Here is a 20,250-nt window from a genome sequence, read left to right as displayed (position 1 = left end):
TTTATGTAATCTAAATGGAAGGGTTTTTTGGAACGCAAGTTTGTATCTGTTTTTGAATAAACTTGCACGTTCAAGATAGCTGAAAGAATACAACGTTATTCATCTGGAGAATTAGAAAGAGCTTGTCTAAGCTGCATATATGAACCATCTGATCGCATGGGGCATCTTTGGCAAATATTGAAATAGACTCACAAACAATTTCCATCACATGGACACTGCTGTGCACCGCGCTGGTGTTACTAATGCAACCTGGCTTTACTTGTTTTGAAAGTGGTTTGGTACGCAGCAAAAATAACATTAATGTTGCCCTTAAAAACGTGGCTGATTTTTGCATCAGCGGAGTCTGTTTTTGGCTTGTAGGTTATGGTTTGATGTATGGTGCAAGCCAAAGTGGTGTGTTTGGTACAGATGGTTTTGCATTGAATAGTTATGACAATCCCACTGTACTTGCGCATTTTTTATTCCAGATGATGTTTTGTGGTACAGCCGCGACTATTTTATCAGGTGCTGTTGCTGAACGAATGCGCTTCTCGGGTTACATCATTTGTTCTTTTCTTACAGCAACCGTTTTATTTCCTGTTGTTGGTCATTGGATTTGGAATGGTAAACATTTTGAACAGGCGCAGGTAGGGTGGTTATTTGACATTGGGTTTATTGATTTTGCAGGTGCTACAGTGGTTCACTCTGTAGGGGGATGGATTGCGTTAATCGCATTGATCAAGGTCGGCCCAAGGCTTGGAAAATTTACCCATGAAGGGCGATCAAAAGAAATGTATTGCCAAAATTTGCCCCTGTCAGCACTAGGCACTTTTTTACTTTTTATAGGTTGGTTTGGTTTTAATGGTGGCAGTGTTCACACGCCTAACTCTGAGCTCGCGAGGGTATTTTCGAACACGGCCTTATCAGCATGTGCCGGTGGAGTGAGCGCATTATTGCTGTCATGGAACCTGCATTCTATGCAAGGCATCCGTTATGTGTTAAATGGCTTGCTTGCAGGGCTGGTAGCAATCTCTGCAAGTGCGGATTTAGTAAGTTTACCTGCTGCAATTGTGATTGGAGCCATTTCTGGGTGTATCAGTGTTTTGCTCGGTGACCTATTAGAAAAGTGTAAAATCGATGATGTTGTCAGTGCTGTACCTGTGCATTTAGGAGGGGGTGTTTGGGGCACTATTTCAGTGGCGTTGTTTGTCCCTCTAGAAAAGCTCAAACTGGAATCTCATTCAGAGCAGTTACTCGTTCAATTAACTGGGGTTGCGGCATGTGCATTTTGGGTATGTGGGATTGGGTTGAGCTTTTTGTGGTTAGTCAACAAGGTACACCCATTGCGTGTGTCAGCTCAAACAGAAACAATTGGATTGAATTTTGGTGAGCATGGTATGAAAGATGAGCTGATTGAGTTGATGGAGCAATTTGACAATATCTCGAGCAGTGAACATACACCTCAACACTTGAATGTGGAGCATGGTTCAAACAACGCTTCTTTGTGTATGACTTATAACTATTTACTTGATCATACAAGTAAGCACTTTAAAGCCAGAGAAGATGAGTTACTCCGTTTAGCGAGCTTGGATCCATTGACAGGCATCGCAAATAGACGTGTATATGATAAAAAATTAAGTGAAACTTTTGAGAACAGTAAAAAACATAAATCTAGCTTTAGCCTACTGGTGATCGACATTGATAACTTTAAACAATACAACGATCATTATGGACATCAGTTAGGGGATTATTGCCTGCAAAATGTATGTCAGGCTCTTTCTAGCAAACTCACAGTCAAAAATGCATTGTTAGCCCGTATTGGTGGAGAAGAGTTTGCGATAATACTGCCAAATACGAGTGAAAAGTCGGCTATGAATATAGCTGAAAGAATACGTGCTGCTGTTTGTGATCTCGCGATCCCACATAAAGCCGCAGAAGATGATTTGGTCACTGTGAGTATTGGAGTTGCCTGCTGGTCGCATCACGATGAAATTAATGCTCAGCAGTTATTTGACGATGCGGATATGGCTTTGTTCAGAGCAAAAAGTAACGGTCGTAATCAAGTCAAGCTCGGTAGCGTGGAGAATACATAACCTTGATTTCCAGCACTTAGATAACAAGTTGATATTTACTCATAATCTGTGTTCTCTTCTATCATTGAACCTATAAAGGGTATAACCTGTTCAATGCGATTCTGCAATAATCATTAGAACAAGGAAGAATGTTGTCAGGTTTAAATCTATGGGATTTAGATACTTACCCTGACTTTTAAATCTGTTCGTTCTTCTCTCATTGTTAAAATCAAAAAAGAAAGGAAAAAAAATGAGAAAAACGGTCTTACTGATTTCTATATTGTCAACATTTAACATTCAGTCTGCTATTGCGCACAGCCATAGTACTGGCTTTTACGCTGATAAAGAGAATAATCAGGTCGTCACATTTCAGCCTCAGACTATGAAGCTGAAAGAGGTTTTAAATACGATTGGTGATAGCCCTTATCCAATCGATAAAGCGGGTTTAGAGCAAGTGTACGTGACTACAAGGAATACGCAATCTCTAGATATACTCGCGAGTAAGTCGTTAGAAATTGGTGGGGTAATACCATTAACTCACTTTCCTCGCTCAGTCACATATAATAAAAATAAAAGACTAGCTGCGGTGTCTGGCACTAAAAAAGCGGTGACAAGTATCATAGATACAACGACCAATGAAGTCATCGCAACCGTAGGAAATGAGCGCGTTTTAGTGCCTTCAGATTTTGGCGGTAGCTTAGCAACTGGGCATCCATTTTGGTTAACAGATAGTCAGTTTTTAATTTTAGATAGGGCTAGGCGAACACTAGAGCTATATGAGGTGAAAACAGGACAGGGAGAGTACTCTATTTCCCATAAATATACGTTACCTACTCCCACATCGGTACATCATATTTTAGCTGCACCTAACTCTACAGGCGCCCAGAAAAATGTATTTTATGCTGTACTAGAAGGAGCGCCAAAGCAGGGGATCGCGCCTGGGATCATGGCATTTGAACTGTCAGATAGAAAAATATACCAGCGGCAGATAAAGTTAATGCCAACGACCAAAGTCGATGTCAAGGATATGGGAGCGCATCATGCATCTTTCCATCCTGATGGCGTTCATATTTATCTTGGATCAAATGAAGGTAAAACATATGTTATCAATAAAGTATCAATGGAAATTGTGTCTGTTATCGATACTGGGACTGGGAATGGTCATACAACGATGATCCCAGGACGTATGTTGGCTGTTTCTACCAATCACTCAGATACATTTATGACAGTAATAGATTTAAACAGTCATACAAAACTGGCGAATATCGAAGTCAGTCCGCCTGCATCATCAAATAGTAGAAAGACGCAGTCACATACGTCTTCTTTCGACCCAAAAAATGACCGATATTTCTATACTGCAGCAAGTGATGATGGCCGTATCATAGAAATTGATTTAGAGACTTTGAGTATTTCTCGTGAAATCGACATGCCTGGAAGCTATCCAATCCAAGGAACTTATATTTGGTAAGATAATGGTTAATGCACTGCCATAGCTTTTGGCAGTGCGGTTTTGTATTTGTCTTGTTTTCCCAAATATCTTCAATTCATTGTTTTACCTAAAATAATCCGATTTTAAGAGACGCGCTGTTTTATTCCACTTTTAATTGAGCAGGCTACGCAAAGTTATGTCAAGGTTGAAAGTTAGTAAGCTCTTAAACCTCAACTATACTTTATTGTGCGGCCTTTGATACGCAAATTAACTAAAACATCTCCTATTGCTTTCGGTAATGCATTTATGCGACACACTTTGACAATTTACCTCTTTTTTCTCACGTTATGTTTGCCATTTTCGAAGTTGAGTGCATCAGAAAAGTTATCTGAAATCGCAATTCCATTAAATAACTGGATGAGTCAACGGGTTTTATCATATGCCATTGGCGATATTGTCGAGCAATATGGCAACACAGTGACCTACCACGATATGCCAGCAAGTGATCAATGGGGCGCAATGCAAAAGGGCTTAGTTCATTTTCAAATAGAGATTTGGCAACAGTCAATGGCTGGCCAATTTAATCGTATGGTTGCAAATAACTTGATAGCAGACTTAGGTATTCACCAAGTGGTTGTGCGTGAAGAGTGGTGGTACCCAGAATATGTTGAGCAAGTATGCCCGGGCTTACCAGATTGGAAAGCACTAGACCAGTGCGCACTATTGTTTGCCAAGGAGGCGAATCCTGAAAAAGGCGTGTTTTATACTATTGATTGGGATTATCAAGATGCAGATTTGATCAGATCGTTAAAGATGAACTTTACAATTGATAGGCTAAAAAATGAAGAACAGCTATGGCGTAAACTTGAGATTGCTTGGCAAAATAAAGAGCCAATTGTACTAATCAATTGGACACCCAACTGGACAGATTTGCATATTCCGGGTCGTTTTGTTGAATTTCCTCTGTATTCAATTGAATGTGAAACAGACGCAAGTTGGGGAATAAATTCCGCTCTGATTAATGATTGCGGCAATCCAAAAAGAGGGTGGTTGAGAAAAGCTGGCTGGCCTGGTTTAGAGAGGGCAAACCCGTGTGTCTATGACTTAATTAAGAAAGTTGATTTTACAGCAGATATGATAGCTGATGCCTCATCGTTTGTGGTGTTTGATGGTCACAAAGAAAGAAAAGCAGCCAAACGTTGGTTGATTAGATATCAAAATGAGGTGAACAAATGGATAGAGCCATCGTGTTTAGTAAGCATGTAGACGAGGTTTTTAACATGCCTACAAAGCAATACCCAACATCATAACCGGTTAGATTTTAGTAAATAACCAGTTGTGGTGCACCGCCTTCGTTTACACAACGATAGTACGCCGATTGCACTGAGCGCGGGTTATAGTACTCTTCACTCCATGCGACCTTGCTTTGCTTGTAACAGAGTACATAAGTAGATGAACGCGCATCTGCTAACAGTGACGTTATAGACACTATCAACGTAAATAGTGCCAAAAATATGGGCTTGATCATTATTATCGCTATTTCGAACTTGTTATCACATCTGTTGAGTATTTTTGTTTATTTTTTTGTTTTTGTAAATAGTTTGTTTAATTGAATGGTGGATTTATTTAAATTTTTATATGTTCATCTTAATGTTTGCAGGCTTTAGTCAATTTAGAGCAAAAAGATTAGGATAAATTCAAACTTTGGGAATTAACAACGATTAACGCGAAAGAGATAACTATAGGTAAGCAACCCCAAATACAAACTGGGGTTGTTGGGCATAGATAAAAGAGCCTAACTCAGAGCCATGTTTCCAGCCATGACAACCAATAGGCCAGCGAAGATTTTCTTCACTGTCGATACAGGCAAATAATTTGTTGCTTTTGCGCCCAGAGGAGCAGTGAACCAAGACGTGCAAACTATGCCGAAGAGCGCAGGAAGATAAACAAATCCTGCAAACCCATCTTTTAAATCAAAGTGATTAACACCTGAGCTTATATAACCTATTGAACCAAATAGAGCGATAACAATTCCACAAGCTGATGAACAGCCAATCGCTTTTTTCATATTTACAGAGAAATATGTGAGAAGAGGGACTAACAAAGCGCCACCGCCAATACCAATCATGGCAGATAAACCACCTGTGATGGTTGTTAAAGTGGTTAAAATGCCCTTATTTGGCATTGCTCGTTCTTCGTTTTCTTCGTGTTTGTTACTGCTATAGAGCATTTTAAGGGCAATGAGCGCTACACATGAAGCAAATACCCATTTTACCATTTCTTCTGGTAATAGGGAGGCTAAAAATCCACTGAGTAATGCACCAAATGCGACACCAGTCATGATCCAAGGTGCCAATTCCCATGGCACATTTCCATTTTTATGATGCGCAAGTGCTGAGGAAGTCGATGTAAACAATATCGACGCAAGTGAGGTTGCTATGGCCGCTATAACGACTTGGTTTGGTGGCAGTATTTCAAAATGAAGTAAAATAATACTCAAAATTGGTACTATCACCAATCCGCCCCCTATACCAAGCAAGCCAGCAAGGAAACCAACACCACTGCCAAGCAATGCGCAGTATAGGACCAATAATAGCGATTCACTCATTCAATTTATCTCTTCTTATATTTGAGGTTGCAATACTACAGCATTGAAATGTGGTTAGCATCTCGTAATTTCGAAGGTAACAATATGTATTTTGATGTCGATCAACTCAGTATGTGACTTTTAGAATGCATTTAAATGATGCGTTTATATAGCGGAAAGATATTGATTTTTATGGTTTATTAATTTTCCTCATGTTCGATTTGAATTAATAACATTTTTAGTTATTTAGCTTTAAGAGTATAAATAATTTATCAAGAAGCTCTAGACGTCTAAATGTCCAAAAATCCAAATCTTAAGTTCGCCATAGGGCAAAATTTAAGGAGGATGAGTCACAGCCTGGATTAAAAAGCCCGATAGAGCGAGATATAAACTTAGGGTTACCTAACTAATTTTGGATGTAATAGTACCATGAGCAAAGATTTCACATTTACAATTAAAAGCCTTCGATTAGACGAAAATTACCACCCGGCAACTAGCACGCGTATTACGACTAACTTCGCAAATTTAGCGCGGGGTGAAAGACGACAAGCTAACCTGCGTAACGCATTAACAATGATTGATAATAACTTTAATGCGTTGGCTCATTGGGATAACGCACAAGGCGACCGTTATTCAGTAGAGCTTGAGATTATCTCAGTAGATATTGATATTGATGGAGGTGGTGAAAGCTTCCCTTCTATCGAGGTGTTAAAAACATATATCCTAGACAACAAGACCGGCGAGCGTATAGAAGGTATTGTAGGTAATAACTTCTCCTCTTATGTTCGAGATTACGATTTCAGCGTAAGACTGCGTGCATACAATAAAGATAAGCCACAGTTCAGTATTCCTGAAGATTTCGGTGATTTGCACGGAAAGCTGTTTCAGTATTTCGTCACTTCTGAGGCGTATAAGCAAAACTTCAAAAAGCCACCAGTGATTTGCTTAAGTGTTTCTGATAATAAAATTTATCACAGAACTGAAAATCAACATCCGGTGCTAGGTTTCGAGTACTTACCCAATGAGTCTTCATTGACTGAGCAGTATTTCAAGAAAATGGGATTACAAGTTCGCTATTTCATGCCGCCAAATAGTGTTGCTCCATTTGCGTTCTATTTCTGTGGTGACTTATTGAATGACTATTCAAATTTGGAGCTTATCAGCACAATTAGCACGATGGGCACATTCCAAAGAATATATCGCCCAGAAATTTATAATGCCAATGCAGTCGCAGGTGCTGTGTATAAGCCAAATTTGAAAAACTTGGACCATTCACTGACACAAATTGTTTATGACCGTGAAGAGCGCAGTCGTCTGGCAATTGAACAGGGTAAATTTGCTGAAGAAAACTTTATTAAGCCGTATCAAACGATCCTTGACCAGTGGTCAGCTCATTACGCTTAAAAACAAGTTTTGTACTTTAAAGGGTGAGCGTACTCGTGGCATCGAAGTCATGTTTGGAGAAATTACTGGAACAGTAGACAAGATTGAAACGTTAATAAGTCGCTCAAGAAGGATTTACCTAATAAAAATAAGTCAAACGAAAGAATGGCTCTTTCGTTTGACAATATCAGTGATTAAAGCGCTTCTAAAATAACTTCAGCTTTACTGACTTCAAATGTTTTAGGTGCTTCAACATTTAGTTGGGTTACAACACCGTTATCGACAATCATTGCATAGCGTTGTGAGCGCACGCCACCAAAAGTCTCAGTATCCATTTCAAGGCCTAATGCTTTGGTAAAGCTTGCATTACCATCGCCCAACATTAACAACGCTTCCGCATTGTGTGCTTCGCCCCACGCCTTCATAACAAATGCATCGTTTACAGATACACAAATAATGCTATCAACGCCTTTTGCTTTAATTTTGTCAGCAAGTGCGACAAAACCCGGCAAATGCGCAGCAGAGCAGGTTGGTGTGAAAGCACCAGGAACAGCAAATACAACCACCTTCTTATCTGCAAAAAGTGTGTCTGACGTATGGTTTTGCATACCATCAGAGGTAAGTTCTGTTAGCACCGACTCAGGAATGCGTTGTCCTTGTTCAATCATTGTTTTTTCTCTTTTAGATTAAGATATTTGCAAGTGTAGTATGTAAAAGCAAAGATAAAAACCGATAATGTGAAGGGTTATTCAAGCAGGCTAACAATTTATTTGATAGGCTGCTTGAATAGTTGGCAAATGGAATCGGGGCTGCTACTTTTGCTTATAGGCGTCGTTGTGCACGTTTGCAGCACGGCCCGACGGATCCGCATTGTTCTCAAAGCTTGCATCCCAAGCAAGTGCTTCAGGCGTAGAGCACGCAACAGATTTGCCATGAGGGACGCATTTAGCTGCGGCATCACCCGGGAAATGCTCTTCAAAAATAGTTCTATAGAAGTACGCTTCTTTACTATCCGGTGTATTAATTGGGAAACGATAATGCGCATTAGCTATATCTTGATCAGACACTTGTGCCTCTGCGTAATCACGCAAAGAGTCAATCCAAGAATAGCCCACGCCATCTGAGAATTGCTCTTTTTGACGCCAAAGCACGTCATCTGGGATATAACCGTCAAAGCCTTCACGGATCACATGTTTTTCAATTCGGCCATCTTTACACATTTTATATTCTGGGTTAGTACGCATGGCGATATCTACAAACTCTTTATCCAAGAATGGCACCCTTGCTTCAACCCCCCATGCTGCCATAGATTTGTTCGCGCGCAGGCAATCAAACATGTGTAACTTTGACACTTTACGATTAAGCTCTTCGTGGAACTCTTTACTGTTTGGGGCTTTGTGGAAGTATAAATAGCCACCAAATAGCTCATCGGCTCCCTCACCAGATAACACCATTTTGATCCCCATGGCTTTAATATATCTTGCCATCAAATACATGGGCGTGGATGCACGAATCGTCGTCACGTCGTATGTTTCTAAGTGATATACAACTTCTTTAAGCGCATCTAAACCTTGTTGCACTGTAAAGTGAATAGGGTGGTGGACGGTTCCAATTTGGTCTGCGACTTTTTGTGCAGCGGCTAAATCTGGCGACCCTTCAAGGCCAATAGAGAAAGAGTGTAATTTGGGCCACCATGCATCACTGGCGTCATTGTCTTCTATTCGTTTGGCGGCGTATTGCTGTGTAATTGCAGAAATCACTGATGAATCTAGACCACCTGAGAGCAACACACCATAGGGCACGTCGCACATCAATTGTCTTTTAACGGCTGCTTCTAAGCCATTTTTAACATCGAGCGCACTGGCTGGGTTTTCTTTGACGGCATCATAGTTTTCCCAATCGCGTTGGTAATATTTGTGATAAGTCCCTTCTTTTGAATATAAGTAATGGCCAGGAGGGAATTCTTCTATTTGAGTACAAATTGGCGTCAGTGCTTTCATTTCACTGGCAACATAAAAATTACCGTGTTGGTCTCGGCCAGTATACAGTGGGATTATCCCAATATGATCTCGACCAATAAGGTAAGCATCTTGCTCTTCGTCATATAAACAAAAAGCAAAAATACCGTTCAAATCATCTAAAAACTCTGGTCCTTTTTGTTTATACAGTGCCAGAATAACTTCACAGTCAGACTTTGTTTGAAATTCGAATGGTACTTCCAACTGTTCTGCTAATGTTTTGTGGTTGTAAATTTCTCCGTTTACCGCAAGTACATGTGTTTTCTCGGGGTTAAAGAGTGGTTGAGCACCACTGGCGACACCGACGATAGCAAGGCGCTCGTGCACTAAAATAGCCTTTTCGCTTGAATATACTCCTGACCAGTCAGGTCCGCGATGTCTAAGTTTTTTAGACATTTCTATTGCTTGTGCTCTTAACTTATCAGCCGAGCCTTGAATTTCTAATACACCAAATATTGAACACATAGTACCCTCATTCCTGTTACGACACCCAGTTGTTATACACTGACTTGGTGGCTTATCACTGCGATATATATTGTTATTTTTTATAAAGCTTAAACTATAACTAACAGAAAACTTTGGCTAAGTCACACAGAAAATTTTAAACATAAGAGAAGAAAATAGAGGAGGATTTTGGTGCATTTCTGCACCAAAATAAGGCAAGGGCTTAGTGGGTTGTACCCGCAGCAATGGCTAAGTCTTGATCGTGAGTCAAAGCAGACGCAATCATGGCTTTTAGTGCTGCAATGACTGTAGATTCTGCCATACTTGGTGCACCACTGTGGTGCACTGCTTGCTCAGGCAAATAGGGAATATGGATAAATCCGCCTTTTAAATTTGCCTTGTGTGTTTCAATATAGTGGCATAATCCATACATCACATGATTACATACATAGGTGCCAGCGGTATTTGAAATACTGGCAGGAATGTGCGCTTCATGTAAATCCCAGAGCATCTGTTTTATCGGCAGCTTGGCAAATACCGCCGCTGGACCGCCTTTTATCACAGGGGTATCGATTGGTTGGTGGCCAGCATTGTCTTTGATCCTAGCGTCGTTGATATTGATAGCAATACGCTCTATGGTGATGTCACTTCTGCCGCCAGCTTGACCGACACATAAGACCAGGTTTGGCTCGTGCAGTGCGATGCTGTTGTAAAGAGACTCAAGTGAGGTATCAAATTCACAAGGAAGTTCACGTGTCACTATCATATGGCCTTCGATGATTAATCCTTCTAGTTTTTGCACAGCTTGCCATGATGGGTTGATCTCTTCGCCACCAAAAGGTTCAAAACCAGTAATTAATACCGTAGGGTGATTCGGTTTAGTCATTAAATATTACCCCATACATTAAGAAAATATTGATGATGAGCAGGGCGATCGCAGTCGGAATTTGTACTTTGATCACTTGGTATTTATCTTTTAAATCAAGAAGCGCCGCAGGCACGATATTAAAATTCGCAGCCATCGGCGTCATAAGCGTACCGCAATATCCCGAGTACATGCCTATCGCAACTAGAGGCGCAGGGCTTGCATCATGTCCCTGGATTAAAAATGGTACGGCGATACCTGCGGTCATTACCGGAAATGCCGCAAACGCGTTACCCATAACCATGGTGAACAGTGCCATACCAACACAATAAAGCACAACGAGCATGAAGCGATTATCTGGCGAAATAAACATAGTGACAATATCTTGAATCGCGGTGCCTGTGTTCGCCACAATAAATACACCACCAAGCATGGCCAGCATTTGCGGCAAAATAGCAGCCCAACCAATGGAGTCCACAAGGCGTCTAGACTCGCCAATTGCTTGAATAGGGCTGCCAGAAGTGAATTTCCATGCCACTAACAAAGCGCCACCGCAAGCGAGTGTTAATGACGCCAAAGTTAGGTGGTTTTGATCAAATAAGTAGGTACCACCTAGGTTAATGCCGCCTAAAAATAAGGTACAAATTACGGTGATGATTGGGATGAGTATTGCAGGTATAAATAGCTTGTTACCAATTGATTTTGCACTTTGGTCGAGTTCTTCATCGCTTGGGGTGTAATAAGTCCCCATGGAGACTTTCCCCATACCTGCTAGCAGGGCGATGATGATCACACTCACACCTACCCATTGATAAGTAAGTGTTTCACCGATCAGAGCAATGGAGAGGTCACCAAATAAAAATACATTACCAAACAACATCCAAAACAGGGCGGTGGTGTAGCGTTTTGGGTGCCCTTTATCTTGAAGTGTTTTGATAACGAGGAATAACACTAAAAAGCCGATCAGCAAATAAATATTTTCAATGGAAAGTAATGCCGGTGCCTCAGCTTGTGATGAATGATTTACTGCGCTCATGCGGGTTCCTCTGACGTTGCTGATTTGTTTTGTGCTTCTTGTTCTCTGATTTCAGCAATTTTGTTGCAAATCTTGGCTTCAAGTCGAGCAAGGCGGAATAAATGAACGATAAGCGCGAAAATCGCTGTCGGGATCGCCCACAAGCCTATGTGCAGAGGTTCGATACCCGCAATGCCATTTTCTTTCAAAAACGCATCCATCAATAAAACTGCACCAAAGGCGATAAAGATATCCTCGCCAAAAAAGACTGCAATGTTATCGCACGCAGCCGAATGTGCACTGATCATATCTTTTACTTCTTTTGGTAATTCACCATGTTGGTTCGCGGCTGCGCCTAGCGCCATGGGAGCAAGTAGTGGACGAACAGTTTGTGCTTGACCTGCAAGGCTTAAAAGCCCTAGAGCTGCAGAGGATTCACGCACAACAAAGTACATACCTAAGATTCTGGCAGTGGTTGCCCCTTTAATGTTAGCTATCCAGTTTTTAGCACGGTTTTGTAAACCATAGCGTTCTAGAATTGCAATCACAGGTAGGATGAGTAAGAAGCTGGCAAGTTGTCTTGAATTCATAAACTTTTCACCAAACGTGGCAAGTAATTCAGAAAAGTTTAGGTCGACAGCCCAACCAGTAATTAGACCGGCTGCGGTGACGACTAATAAGGGATTGAATCGCAGGGCAAAGCCCAATACGACTACCAAAATCCCCGTTAATGGGAGTAAGTTTAGTTCAGTCATGTTTTTTCTTATTGTGGTGTTGTACAGCGATTTCAAGCTGTGCTATGTGTTGTAATTGTTGCGTTTTTGCCTGTAAAGCTTGCGTCCTATCAACGGCTAGAAACTTGCATGTTTGGCCAGCACCAAGCTGACTAAACTGTCTAAGATCTGCCTCAATAACTTGACCAATGATGGGGTAACCACCTGTTGTTTGGCTGTCATTTAACAGCACAATGGGGTCGCCATTTGGCGGCAATTGCACTGTTCCTGGGCAAACGCCTTGGCTTGCAATGCTGATGTTGTGGGTAAAGTCTGTCTTGCTGGATAGCCTAACGCCCATACGATTACTTTGCGGCAATACCCCCCAATTTTGCTCAAACAAACTTTGTTGTTTGTCTTTTGACATGATATCTATGTGAGGCCCTACAATGACACGTATTGTGTCAGTATATTCTGGTAGTGCAGCACCGATGGAGCTTAGCGCTGTGTTGGTCTCATATTCAAGCACGTCACCATCATTAAGTGGTTTGCCATTTGTGCCACCAAACTCAGCTTGTAAGTCTGTAGAATATGAATTCATGACAGGGGATAATTTGGAAAAACCATTTTGGATCGCTAAATAGGCTCTAAGCCCAGTTTTACTTGTAGCAAACGTTAACGTATCACCTTGGTTAGCATGATAGCGCCAACCAACCGCCAATTGCTGACCAGAAAGCTTTGCACCGAGATCAGCCCCTGTAATTGCAAAATTTGTTGGTTTCTCAAACTTAAACTGACATAGACCCACTGTAATTTCTATGACTGGTGTTTCTTGTTGGTTGTTTAGAAGTATATTGGCACTTTTTGCTGCCAATGGATCTAATACGCCAGATTGTGAAACCCCTAAGTGCCTAAACCCTTCTCTTCCTAAATCTTGTATACACGCTTGAATACCAGATTTTAAGATTGTTAGCATATGCCCTCCGTGCTAGGTATAAATTTCACCACGTCTCCAGGTTGTAAAATACTGGGTGAATCTAAATTATGATTGAATAATACGGTGTCTGTATGACCAATTAACCGCCAACCACCCGGAGATTCGCTAGGGTACACAGCGGTTAAGTCTTGTGCGATGGCAACGGACCCTTTCGGAACATGCGTTCTTGGTGAATCCAATCTCGGCAGGTGTAGTTCCGAGCTTAATTCTCCAAGGTAAGCGAAGCCGGGCAAAAATCCCAAAAACTTAACTTGATATCGGCATTGACTATGAAGTTCTACCACTTGAGACTGTGAAAGGCCGGTTAAACTAGCAACAGACTCAAGGTCTGGCCCAAAATGTTTACCGTAATGTGTCAAAATTGTATGGACAGTCGGAGCATAAGATTCTGGCTTTATGTTTTGCCAAGCATCTTGCATTTTATCTAACCAATATTCTGGATCTTGAGAATGCATTAAATAGCCAGTGATTGTGGTTTTTGCAGGGACTATATCAATAAAGGCCTTTTGTTCTCGCATCCACGCGTGAAGCGCGAAAAGCTTACTTTGTTGTTCCTGGGATAGGGTACCTTGTGTGATCTCTAAAACGAGTGCACGCTCGCCTAGGATATAGATCTTGTTGTTAGTCATTACGTTGTCTTTATTATAATTTGCAACACGATATTCTTAATTATTTTTGCGTTGTCATATTAGGTGAATATGCGTGTTTAATATACATATTTATGGTGTGCGAGGCCACACTATTAGAAATAACAAAAAAAGCCATGCAATTGCATGGCCTTTTCTGAAAGTAGATTAGTTACCGCTCAACAGCCATTCACTAAGAATTCGTACGCCGTAACCTGTACCACCTGCTGGTACTTCATCTTTGGTTTTCTTTGAAATTGCATTACCTGCAATATCAAGGTGTACCCAACGTGTATCGCCAACAAATTGCTGTAGGAAGGTTGCAGCAGTTGTCGCACCTGGACCGTATGAGCCAACATTTGTCATATCTGCGATATCAGACTTAAGTGCGTCTTTATATCCAAGTGGTAAACGCCATACTTGTTCGTTAACTGTTTGACCGGCAATGGTGAATTCTTTAACTAGCTCATCGTCCTCTGAGAAAATAGCAGAGTAGTCGTTACCAACTGCACGGATTTTTGAGCCTGTTAATGTAGCAAGGTCAATCATGATTTCTGGCTTATAGAACTCGCGAGCGTACCATAAAGCATCACTTAAAATTAGACGACCTTCAGCATCCGTATTAAGGACTTCAACACTTAGGCCTTCCGCTGTGCGAAGCACATCACCTGGTGCGAAAGAGTTTTCTGATACCATGTTTGCAGCCATAGGCATAACAGCAACTACGTTTACGTCTGCTTTTGCTTTTGCCATAGCTTGCACAGTACCAAGTACGGCAGCAGCACCAGCCATATCTACTTTCATTAGCGCAATAGATTTGCCTGTTTTAACGTTATAACCACCTGAGTCAAAGGTAATGCCTTTACCAACTAATGCGATAGGCGTGTCATTGTTACCTTTATAGTGTGCGATAACAAGGCGTGAACCTTGCGCACTACCGCGGCCTACCGCTTCTAGTGCCCCCATGCCTAGTTCTTTAATTTCAGCAGGCTCTAATACTTTTACTTCTACACCATATTGCTCAAGCTCTTTTGCCGCTTGTGCAAAATCAACTGGTGTCATTTCTGACGCAATTTCTGATGTAAGGTCACGCGCTAAGAAAACACCTGATTGAATGTGTTCTAGCGTAATGTACTCTTTAGCTGCTTTACGTTTGCTGTCTACATCGATGCTGTAGCTTACTTTAAAATTGTTCGGCTCTTTTTTGTATACTTCAAAAGTGTGGTCACGAAGGTTGATACCATGCGCTAGTTGAGCCGCAAGCTGTGAGTTATTAATTTCACCGTCAAAGTCTTCAAAAGCAACTGCAACACTGGCAGATTTTTTGTCTTCTAACTTGGCGTGTAAGTTGCCACCAATTTTTGTCATTTTGCTTGCATTTAGTTCGTCTTCTTTACCAAGACCAACCACAATAATGCGTTTATAGTCAGAGGATACTGGCGCAAGTACTTCAACTGTTTTTCCAAATTTACCTTGGAAGTCTTCACTTTCTAATGCTCTGTTTAATTGCGCTCTAGTCGGTTTGTCTAGAAACTTAAAAGCCGCTTTTTTATCTTCAGTTTTGAATACAACTAAAGAATCTGCGTTATCAAGTGTAGAAGTGAATTGGATGTCTGCAGCATTGACCGAAATTGATGTACCAAGTGCGACTGCGATCGCTGAAAGGCGAGAGATAAAAGACATTTTTATAATCCTCTGGATATTGCGTGGCAACGTTTTACCTTATTTTCATAGGCATATTAATCTAATGTCGTTGAACTGCTCGTATTGTAGGGTGAGTTGCAATTGCAGCGAATAAATAGCCTGTGTGAAGTGAGTGTAGCAATCAGATTTAAATTTTGCATAGCGAATGAAAACTTAGTTAAAAAATAAGGGTTTTATTCATATATGTTCTAGATAAGTATCGAATGGCGCAATTTTTAGACTGGTCATAATGCTCATTACTATACAAAATTTTGAAATGGTTTTAAGGGAAACACGGTCTCAATGTTTAGATGACTATGATAGGAGCATTTAAGTGAAAAGGCAGATTACCTTTACTTTGTTACTCGGTTTATGTTCGGCTTTTAGCTATGGCGCTGATATGCCAAAACCTGAAATGGAAAATGCGAGTGTGAATATACAAATGCTTGTGCTTGGCTCTGGCTGTTTTTGGGGACCAGAGAAGCGCTATGAAGCAATGAAAGGCGTGATTGATGCAGAGTCTGGTTATGCCGATGGTCGAGGGTTCAAAGCGACTTACAAAAACATCGTTAGCCCGCGTAGACGATTTGACGAAAACAATTATGCTGAAGTGGTGAAAGTAACTTATAACGCTAATTTAATTTCTACAGAATCTTTGATTAAGTCGTATTTTGAAAGTCATGACCCCACACAAAAGAACCGCCAAGGGAACGATGTGGGTACTCAATATCGTTCAATTATTTTGTTTGATACAAATGAACAAGCTAAACAAGCTCATGATTTAAAAGCGCGTTACCAACTTTTATTGCAACAAGCAGGATACGGAGATATTCAAACTAAAATTAAGCCGCTTGAACGATTTTATTCAGCGGAAGAGTACCATCAAAACTATTTAGCAAAAAATCCCAATGGATATTGTCCAGATCATAGTACAGGGGTGACGTTTGAAAAAAAAGAAGCAAAATTTGTTGATAACGATGCTTTGAAGAGCGGTAAACATATTGTCATTCTAGATTCTCGCAGTTACTGCCCATATTGCGAAAAGTTGAAAAGCACGGTACTGAATGACTATCAAGGCTCTATACCACTTCATTATAGATATGCCGATCAACTGCAAGGCATAGATATTATGTCGGCTACGTGGGCAACACCGACTATTTTGTTGATTGAAAATGGCAAAGAGGTTGCAGGTTATCAAGGTTTTATGAATAGAGAAACCTTTTACAAAGTGCTCGGCGCTTTTAAGTTAGGTGATACAGAGGCCTATAAAATTGCCTTTCAAAAAGGCACAGAGAGACCATTTTGCAAGCAATACGATATTTTCAAAAATACAGGGGAGGGTGTGTTTGTCGATAAGCTCAGTGGTGCGCCTTTGTTTGATACAAAAGATAGATTTAATTCAGGTACTGGTTGGTTATCATTTAAATATCCGGTAAAAGACAGTGTGACATATCATCAAGACTTAAGTTACGGCATGGTCAGAACCGAAATACGCTCTAAATCTACTGGCATCCATTTAGGCCACGTATTTGAAAAAGAAGGGCCTAATGGGGCGGATAGATACTGTATTAATGCTAATGTTTTGGATTTTATTCCAAGTAATAAGAGCTAGAAGTATTGTACCTTAGTCTTGATTAGGCTTTTGTTAAAGTAAAAATAGGATATAAGCAGTCAAAGCATATTGCTAATGCTTTGACTGCTTATACTTTGTTTATGTTAATCTGAACCACCATCACCAGAGGAGCCGCCAGCACTTCCTTCCATAAAACTGCCTGACTCTATGGGTGACATATCCCCGCTAAAAAATGAATCAGATATTTCTTCTCGCATACTGTTATAGTCACATACTTCACCACGATCACTGTGCCATTTATCGAACTGTTTCATGCTAGTATATAGAGCATGAGCGTAGCAAATATGCCTCCAGTTATAGCCTTCATCATGAATAGTCTTTTCAACTTGTCCAGTAGTATATGTTTTGCTTTTACCGTATCTGCGAGCAAGATCTTTACCCAGAGTAGATATGTAACTTCTGATTGCTTTTTTCTTTTTATATTTTATAAGAAACATTATCTTTCCTTTTATAACGATAGAGAATGTAGATTATTTATACTTCATGATAAATAGTAAAGCACCTAACCGGTTCTTAACGCTGATACTGTTTGTAATAGGGCGGGATAAGCAGAGTAGACTTGAAATTTATGTTGATGGTCTCTAAAGCTGAAAAACAGTGAGGTAAAGACTACCAACACACTAAATAGTGATGCTTTTAACTTTATGAATGCCTCTGGTTATAAAAGGTTTTGGCTTGGCTGTGGTTTGCTCTTGATAAAGTTATCTTCTATATGCTTGATATATGCATGCGTGTAATCGGGTAAAAACGTGTATGCTTTTTCTACCGCCATCCATTTAAAATCATTATGTTCATAGTTCAACCGAACTGTTTGCTTAGCACTTATAAACGCAACATAACCGATTCGTTTTGTTGATGTCCGTGCGTGACTGTGATTAAGCTAAAAGGTGTTTTTGCGAACGCATTCTAAGAATTTGAAGTGTTTACGCTTGCTGCTTTAATCCATCATCATAGTCTTTTATAAGAACCGAAAACATACATTCAAAGTTATCTATAGCATTGCTTTTTTTACTAAATAATTGATGAGTACTTGTGTGCTTTTCTTCACTTAAGCGCGCTGCAAGTTCGGCTAAAGGGAGTTTCGAAAATTGTCCTGAGATCATTGTAATATCATAAAGTAGTTCAATAGCATGTATTAGAGGGGATTCACTATCGGCCCATGCTATGGATACAAACTGCTGGTTAAATTGTAATGGTGTCATTTTAAATGCGCCATTCAATGCTGCAAGAGCAAGCTTCCTCGAAACTTCATCGTATTGTGATGTCCCTACTTTTCCATCAATGTTTATACACATTAGGTTTTTCTCAATTGATTCAATCCACTCGACGAACTTTATAGCCAAAGCCGCTATCGATGGTGTTAAATCGGTTTGATCCCAAGAGTTATGAGGAAATATAGCTTCGAAAAGTTTTTCGATGTCTACAATCTCGATACTCTTATAGTTATCTGAGGTTGTTAATTCTGTATTTATATGTTCTTTGAAGTGCCTTTTAAGGTCGAAGTAGTGATTAAAGGCGATGTTTTTTTCTGTTAGTGCATTAGATTTTGCGGCTAACTTTGAACTGTGAAACTTGCTTATTAATAAAGAAACAGGCACTGAGATACTGGCAACAAAAATTGGAAGCTTAAGAAAGCTCATAATCGCTTCATAATTTTCAGCACTTGGAATGCAAAAGCACCAAATTGGAGATGAAAGGTAAAGTCCTATTCCTATGAAAAACAATATAGGCCACCAAAATAATGTGTGTTGATTCAGTGGGGCTCTATCGTCAAGCTTTAGCGGATTCCATATCATTTATACTGTTACTCTGCGATAAGTTTTTTGCGGCGTAAGCTATATTTTTAGCTTGTTTGCAGCAGTGTTAAAATTTGATTTATCTTTGTGTGTTTTAATAAACCCGACTATAACAACAGCTCAAAAATAAGTCACTTATCCATATATTGCAATTGACTTTGAATACTGCTCTTCGGTATCTCAATAAACATTAAATCGAAAATAAAAAAGTCGTCATCACCTCACATGAGCAGAGCAGTATCTAGTCAGTTTGTTCTAAATTTGCACGATTGAGATAATTTATTGAATAGTGTTATTTTTGATACGAGATAAAGATTAATGATCAAGCATAAAGACTATTTGAGGCCAGCAAAAAATGAGGGCCGGATAAAAATAAGATGCTAAGTTGGTTTGTGTGTCATTTGTATTAAACGCAAATATTAAGAATTTGGCTTTTTACTCAAGCTAATTATCATGCCAGCTGCTGCACCAAGCATTAGTCCAAGCCCTACGTTATCAGTAAATTCTCCAAAAATTATCCCTGTACCAGCACCTAAAGCGATGCACAAACCCATATTGTTATTTTTAGTCGTCATTTTTCTTTTGCTTGCCATTATTGTTTACCTTGAAGGCAGTGTTTAAGTTTTGGTTGATACTAAAGCGTAACACAGAATATCAAGAGGAAACTAAATATAGGGTCGGTTGTCAACCACGCCTATACAAGAAGCGCTATTTTCTGTTTTGGAAGGAGGGAATGAGTAATGAAGCGAGATCTCTACTTTATTTAACATAATGTTATCGTAGCTTGTTTTATATGAACAAATTCATTTATTAGAAAATCTCATATTATTATTGTAATAAAAACCATTCTCATTATATTTAAGCTGTGCAATGATGTTCCTATTATGTTTATAATCCCGCATCCCAAATACTCTCATTACTAAGGATAGGAGCATAGGTTTGTACGCGTTTCTGATGGTGCTATTGATAAGCAATGGTGCAATTTTGTCATATTTGTCTAACAGACACCA

At 40.0% G+C, this 20,250-nt stretch carries 18 protein-coding genes; 5 read left to right on the top strand and 13 right to left on the bottom strand.

The features are described from left to right. The first annotated feature begins 167 nt into the window (after positions 1–167). The 3 genes from amt (at position 168) to JF50_RS14405 (ending at position 4,746) form a co-directional block, all read left to right on the top strand. Positions 168–2,072: an ammonium transporter gene (gene amt / locus JF50_RS14415; RefSeq protein ID WP_200890412.1), complete on the top strand. Its 1,905-nt coding sequence runs from the start codon at positions 168–170 to the stop codon at positions 2,070–2,072. A gap of 229 nt (positions 2,073–2,301) precedes the next feature. After that, complete coding sequence (locus JF50_RS14410; RefSeq protein WP_039610110.1) at positions 2,302–3,519, top strand: hypothetical protein; 1,218 nt, start codon at positions 2,302–2,304, stop codon at positions 3,517–3,519. Positions 3,520–3,786: 267 nt separating this feature from the next. Next, on the top strand, positions 3,787–4,746 hold the full coding sequence (locus tag JF50_RS14405) for an ABC transporter substrate-binding protein (RefSeq protein ID WP_039610109.1): 960 nt from the start codon (positions 3,787–3,789) through the stop codon (positions 4,744–4,746). Positions 4,747–4,801: 55 nt separating this feature from the next. On the opposite strand, the gene JF50_RS14400 is transcribed toward JF50_RS14405, so the two are convergent. Further along, positions 4,802–5,008, bottom strand: coding sequence for a hypothetical protein (locus tag JF50_RS14400; RefSeq protein ID WP_039610108.1), 207 nt, complete (start codon positions 5,006–5,008; stop codon positions 4,802–4,804). 267 nt (positions 5,009–5,275) lie between these two features. Further along, positions 5,276–6,088: a sulfite exporter TauE/SafE family protein gene (locus JF50_RS14395; protein WP_039610107.1), complete on the bottom strand. Its 813-nt coding sequence runs from the start codon at positions 6,086–6,088 to the stop codon at positions 5,276–5,278. A 408-nt stretch (positions 6,089–6,496) separates the two neighbouring features. Between JF50_RS14395 and JF50_RS14390 the strand changes: the two genes are divergently transcribed. Beyond that, positions 6,497–7,471, top strand: a complete 975-nt coding sequence (locus tag JF50_RS14390; RefSeq protein WP_039610106.1) for a DUF1852 domain-containing protein — start codon at positions 6,497–6,499, stop codon at positions 7,469–7,471. 173 nt (positions 7,472–7,644) lie between these two features. On the opposite strand, the gene JF50_RS14385 is transcribed toward JF50_RS14390, so the two are convergent. The 8 genes from JF50_RS14385 to JF50_RS14350 all read right to left on the bottom strand — a co-directional run bounded on the left by JF50_RS14385 (position 7,645) and on the right by JF50_RS14350 (position 15,811). Continuing rightward, positions 7,645–8,118, bottom strand: a complete 474-nt coding sequence (locus JF50_RS14385) for a peroxiredoxin (RefSeq protein WP_039610105.1) — start codon at positions 8,116–8,118, stop codon at positions 7,645–7,647. A gap of 144 nt (positions 8,119–8,262) precedes the next feature. Beyond that, the gene (gene asnB / locus JF50_RS14380; RefSeq protein ID WP_039610104.1) at positions 8,263–9,933 is read right to left on the bottom strand and encodes an asparagine synthase B; all 1,671 of its coding nucleotides are present in this window, start codon (positions 9,931–9,933) and stop codon (positions 8,263–8,265) included. Positions 9,934–10,135: 202 nt separating this feature from the next. After that, positions 10,136–10,798, bottom strand: a complete 663-nt coding sequence (gene pcp, locus JF50_RS14375) for a pyroglutamyl-peptidase I (RefSeq protein WP_039610103.1) — start codon at positions 10,796–10,798, stop codon at positions 10,136–10,138. Further along, on the bottom strand, positions 10,791–11,813 hold the full coding sequence (locus JF50_RS14370; protein ID WP_039610102.1) for a DUF979 domain-containing protein: 1,023 nt from the start codon (positions 11,811–11,813) through the stop codon (positions 10,791–10,793). Before JF50_RS14370 ends, pcp begins: the two co-directional genes overlap by 8 nt. Further along, positions 11,810–12,547 carry a DUF969 domain-containing protein gene (locus tag JF50_RS14365; protein WP_039610101.1) on the bottom strand — a complete coding sequence of 246 codons (738 nt, stop codon included), beginning with the start codon at positions 12,545–12,547 and terminating at the stop codon, positions 11,810–11,812. The genes JF50_RS14370 and JF50_RS14365 overlap by 4 nt, the downstream gene beginning before the upstream one ends. Beyond that, entirely contained in the window at positions 12,540–13,481 is a 942-nt protein-coding gene (locus tag JF50_RS14360; RefSeq protein WP_039610100.1) for a biotin-dependent carboxyltransferase family protein, read from the bottom strand. The genes JF50_RS14365 and JF50_RS14360 overlap by 8 nt, the downstream gene beginning before the upstream one ends. Beyond that, on the bottom strand, positions 13,475–14,131 hold the full coding sequence (gene pxpB / locus JF50_RS14355; protein WP_039610099.1) for a 5-oxoprolinase subunit PxpB: 657 nt from the start codon (positions 14,129–14,131) through the stop codon (positions 13,475–13,477). Before pxpB ends, JF50_RS14360 begins: the two co-directional genes overlap by 7 nt. A 165-nt stretch (positions 14,132–14,296) precedes the next feature. Next, the gene (locus JF50_RS14350; RefSeq protein WP_039610098.1) at positions 14,297–15,811 is read right to left on the bottom strand and encodes a leucyl aminopeptidase; all 1,515 of its coding nucleotides are present in this window, start codon (positions 15,809–15,811) and stop codon (positions 14,297–14,299) included. A 400-nt stretch (positions 15,812–16,211) separates the two neighbouring features. On the opposite strand from JF50_RS14350, the gene msrA reads away from it, so the two are divergent. Then, positions 16,212–17,423, top strand: coding sequence for a peptide-methionine (S)-S-oxide reductase MsrA (gene msrA / locus JF50_RS14345; protein ID WP_200890414.1), 1,212 nt, complete (start codon positions 16,212–16,214; stop codon positions 17,421–17,423). A 104-nt stretch (positions 17,424–17,527) separates the two neighbouring features. Here the strand turns inward: msrA and JF50_RS14340 are convergent, their stop codons facing one another. From JF50_RS14340 to JF50_RS27190, 3 genes are all read right to left on the bottom strand, one after another. Further along, complete coding sequence (locus tag JF50_RS14340; protein WP_039610097.1) at positions 17,528–17,881, bottom strand: DUF6559 family protein; 354 nt, start codon at positions 17,879–17,881, stop codon at positions 17,528–17,530. Between the two features lie 486 nt (positions 17,882–18,367). Next, on the bottom strand, positions 18,368–19,084 hold the full coding sequence (locus JF50_RS14335) for a hypothetical protein (RefSeq protein WP_039610096.1): 717 nt from the start codon (positions 19,082–19,084) through the stop codon (positions 18,368–18,370). A gap of 575 nt (positions 19,085–19,659) precedes the next feature. Continuing rightward, a complete protein-coding gene (locus tag JF50_RS27190) occupies positions 19,660–19,833 on the bottom strand; it encodes a hypothetical protein (protein ID WP_160290485.1) in 174 nt (57 codons plus the stop codon). Between the last annotated feature and the right edge of the window lie 417 nt (positions 19,834–20,250).

Source organism: Pseudoalteromonas luteoviolacea, assembly GCF_000814765.1.
Classification (GTDB): domain Bacteria; phylum Pseudomonadota; class Gammaproteobacteria; order Enterobacterales; family Alteromonadaceae; genus Pseudoalteromonas; species Pseudoalteromonas luteoviolacea_H.
The sequence above is the reverse complement of the archived record's forward strand: the minus strand, read 5'-3'. Positions and strand labels throughout refer to the sequence as shown.

Excerpts from the sequence above, each read along its gene's own strand:
- JF50_RS14410 (WP_039610110.1), top strand. The coding sequence starts at position 2,302 with ATGAGAAAAACGGTCTTACTGATTTCTATATTGTCAACATTTAACATT.
- JF50_RS14405 (WP_039610109.1), top strand. The coding sequence starts at position 3,787 with ATGCGACACACTTTGACAATTTACCTCTTTTTTCTCACGTTATGTTTG.
- JF50_RS14400 (WP_039610108.1), bottom strand. The coding sequence starts at position 5,008 with ATGATCAAGCCCATATTTTTGGCACTATTTACGTTGATAGTGTCTATA.
- JF50_RS14395 (WP_039610107.1), bottom strand. The coding sequence starts at position 6,088 with ATGAGTGAATCGCTATTATTGGTCCTATACTGCGCATTGCTTGGCAGT.
- JF50_RS14390 (WP_039610106.1), top strand. The coding sequence starts at position 6,497 with ATGAGCAAAGATTTCACATTTACAATTAAAAGCCTTCGATTAGACGAA.
- JF50_RS14385 (WP_039610105.1), bottom strand. The coding sequence starts at position 8,118 with ATGATTGAACAAGGACAACGCATTCCTGAGTCGGTGCTAACAGAACTT.
- asnB (WP_039610104.1), bottom strand. The coding sequence starts at position 9,933 with ATGTGTTCAATATTTGGTGTATTAGAAATTCAAGGCTCGGCTGATAAG.
- pcp (WP_039610103.1), bottom strand. The coding sequence starts at position 10,798 with ATGACTAAACCGAATCACCCTACGGTATTAATTACTGGTTTTGAACCT.
- JF50_RS14370 (WP_039610102.1), bottom strand. The coding sequence starts at position 11,813 with ATGAGCGCAGTAAATCATTCATCACAAGCTGAGGCACCGGCATTACTT.
- JF50_RS14365 (WP_039610101.1), bottom strand. The coding sequence starts at position 12,547 with ATGACTGAACTAAACTTACTCCCATTAACGGGGATTTTGGTAGTCGTA.
- JF50_RS14360 (WP_039610100.1), bottom strand. The coding sequence starts at position 13,481 with ATGCTAACAATCTTAAAATCTGGTATTCAAGCGTGTATACAAGATTTA.
- pxpB (WP_039610099.1), bottom strand. The coding sequence starts at position 14,131 with ATGACTAACAACAAGATCTATATCCTAGGCGAGCGTGCACTCGTTTTA.
- JF50_RS14350 (WP_039610098.1), bottom strand. The coding sequence starts at position 15,811 with ATGTCTTTTATCTCTCGCCTTTCAGCGATCGCAGTCGCACTTGGTACA.
- msrA (WP_200890414.1), top strand. The coding sequence starts at position 16,212 with ATGCCAAAACCTGAAATGGAAAATGCGAGTGTGAATATACAAATGCTT.
- JF50_RS14340 (WP_039610097.1), bottom strand. The coding sequence starts at position 17,881 with ATGTTTCTTATAAAATATAAAAAGAAAAAAGCAATCAGAAGTTACATA.
- JF50_RS14335 (WP_039610096.1), bottom strand. The coding sequence starts at position 19,084 with ATGAGCTTTCTTAAGCTTCCAATTTTTGTTGCCAGTATCTCAGTGCCT.
- JF50_RS27190 (WP_160290485.1), bottom strand. The coding sequence starts at position 19,833 with ATGGCAAGCAAAAGAAAAATGACGACTAAAAATAACAATATGGGTTTG.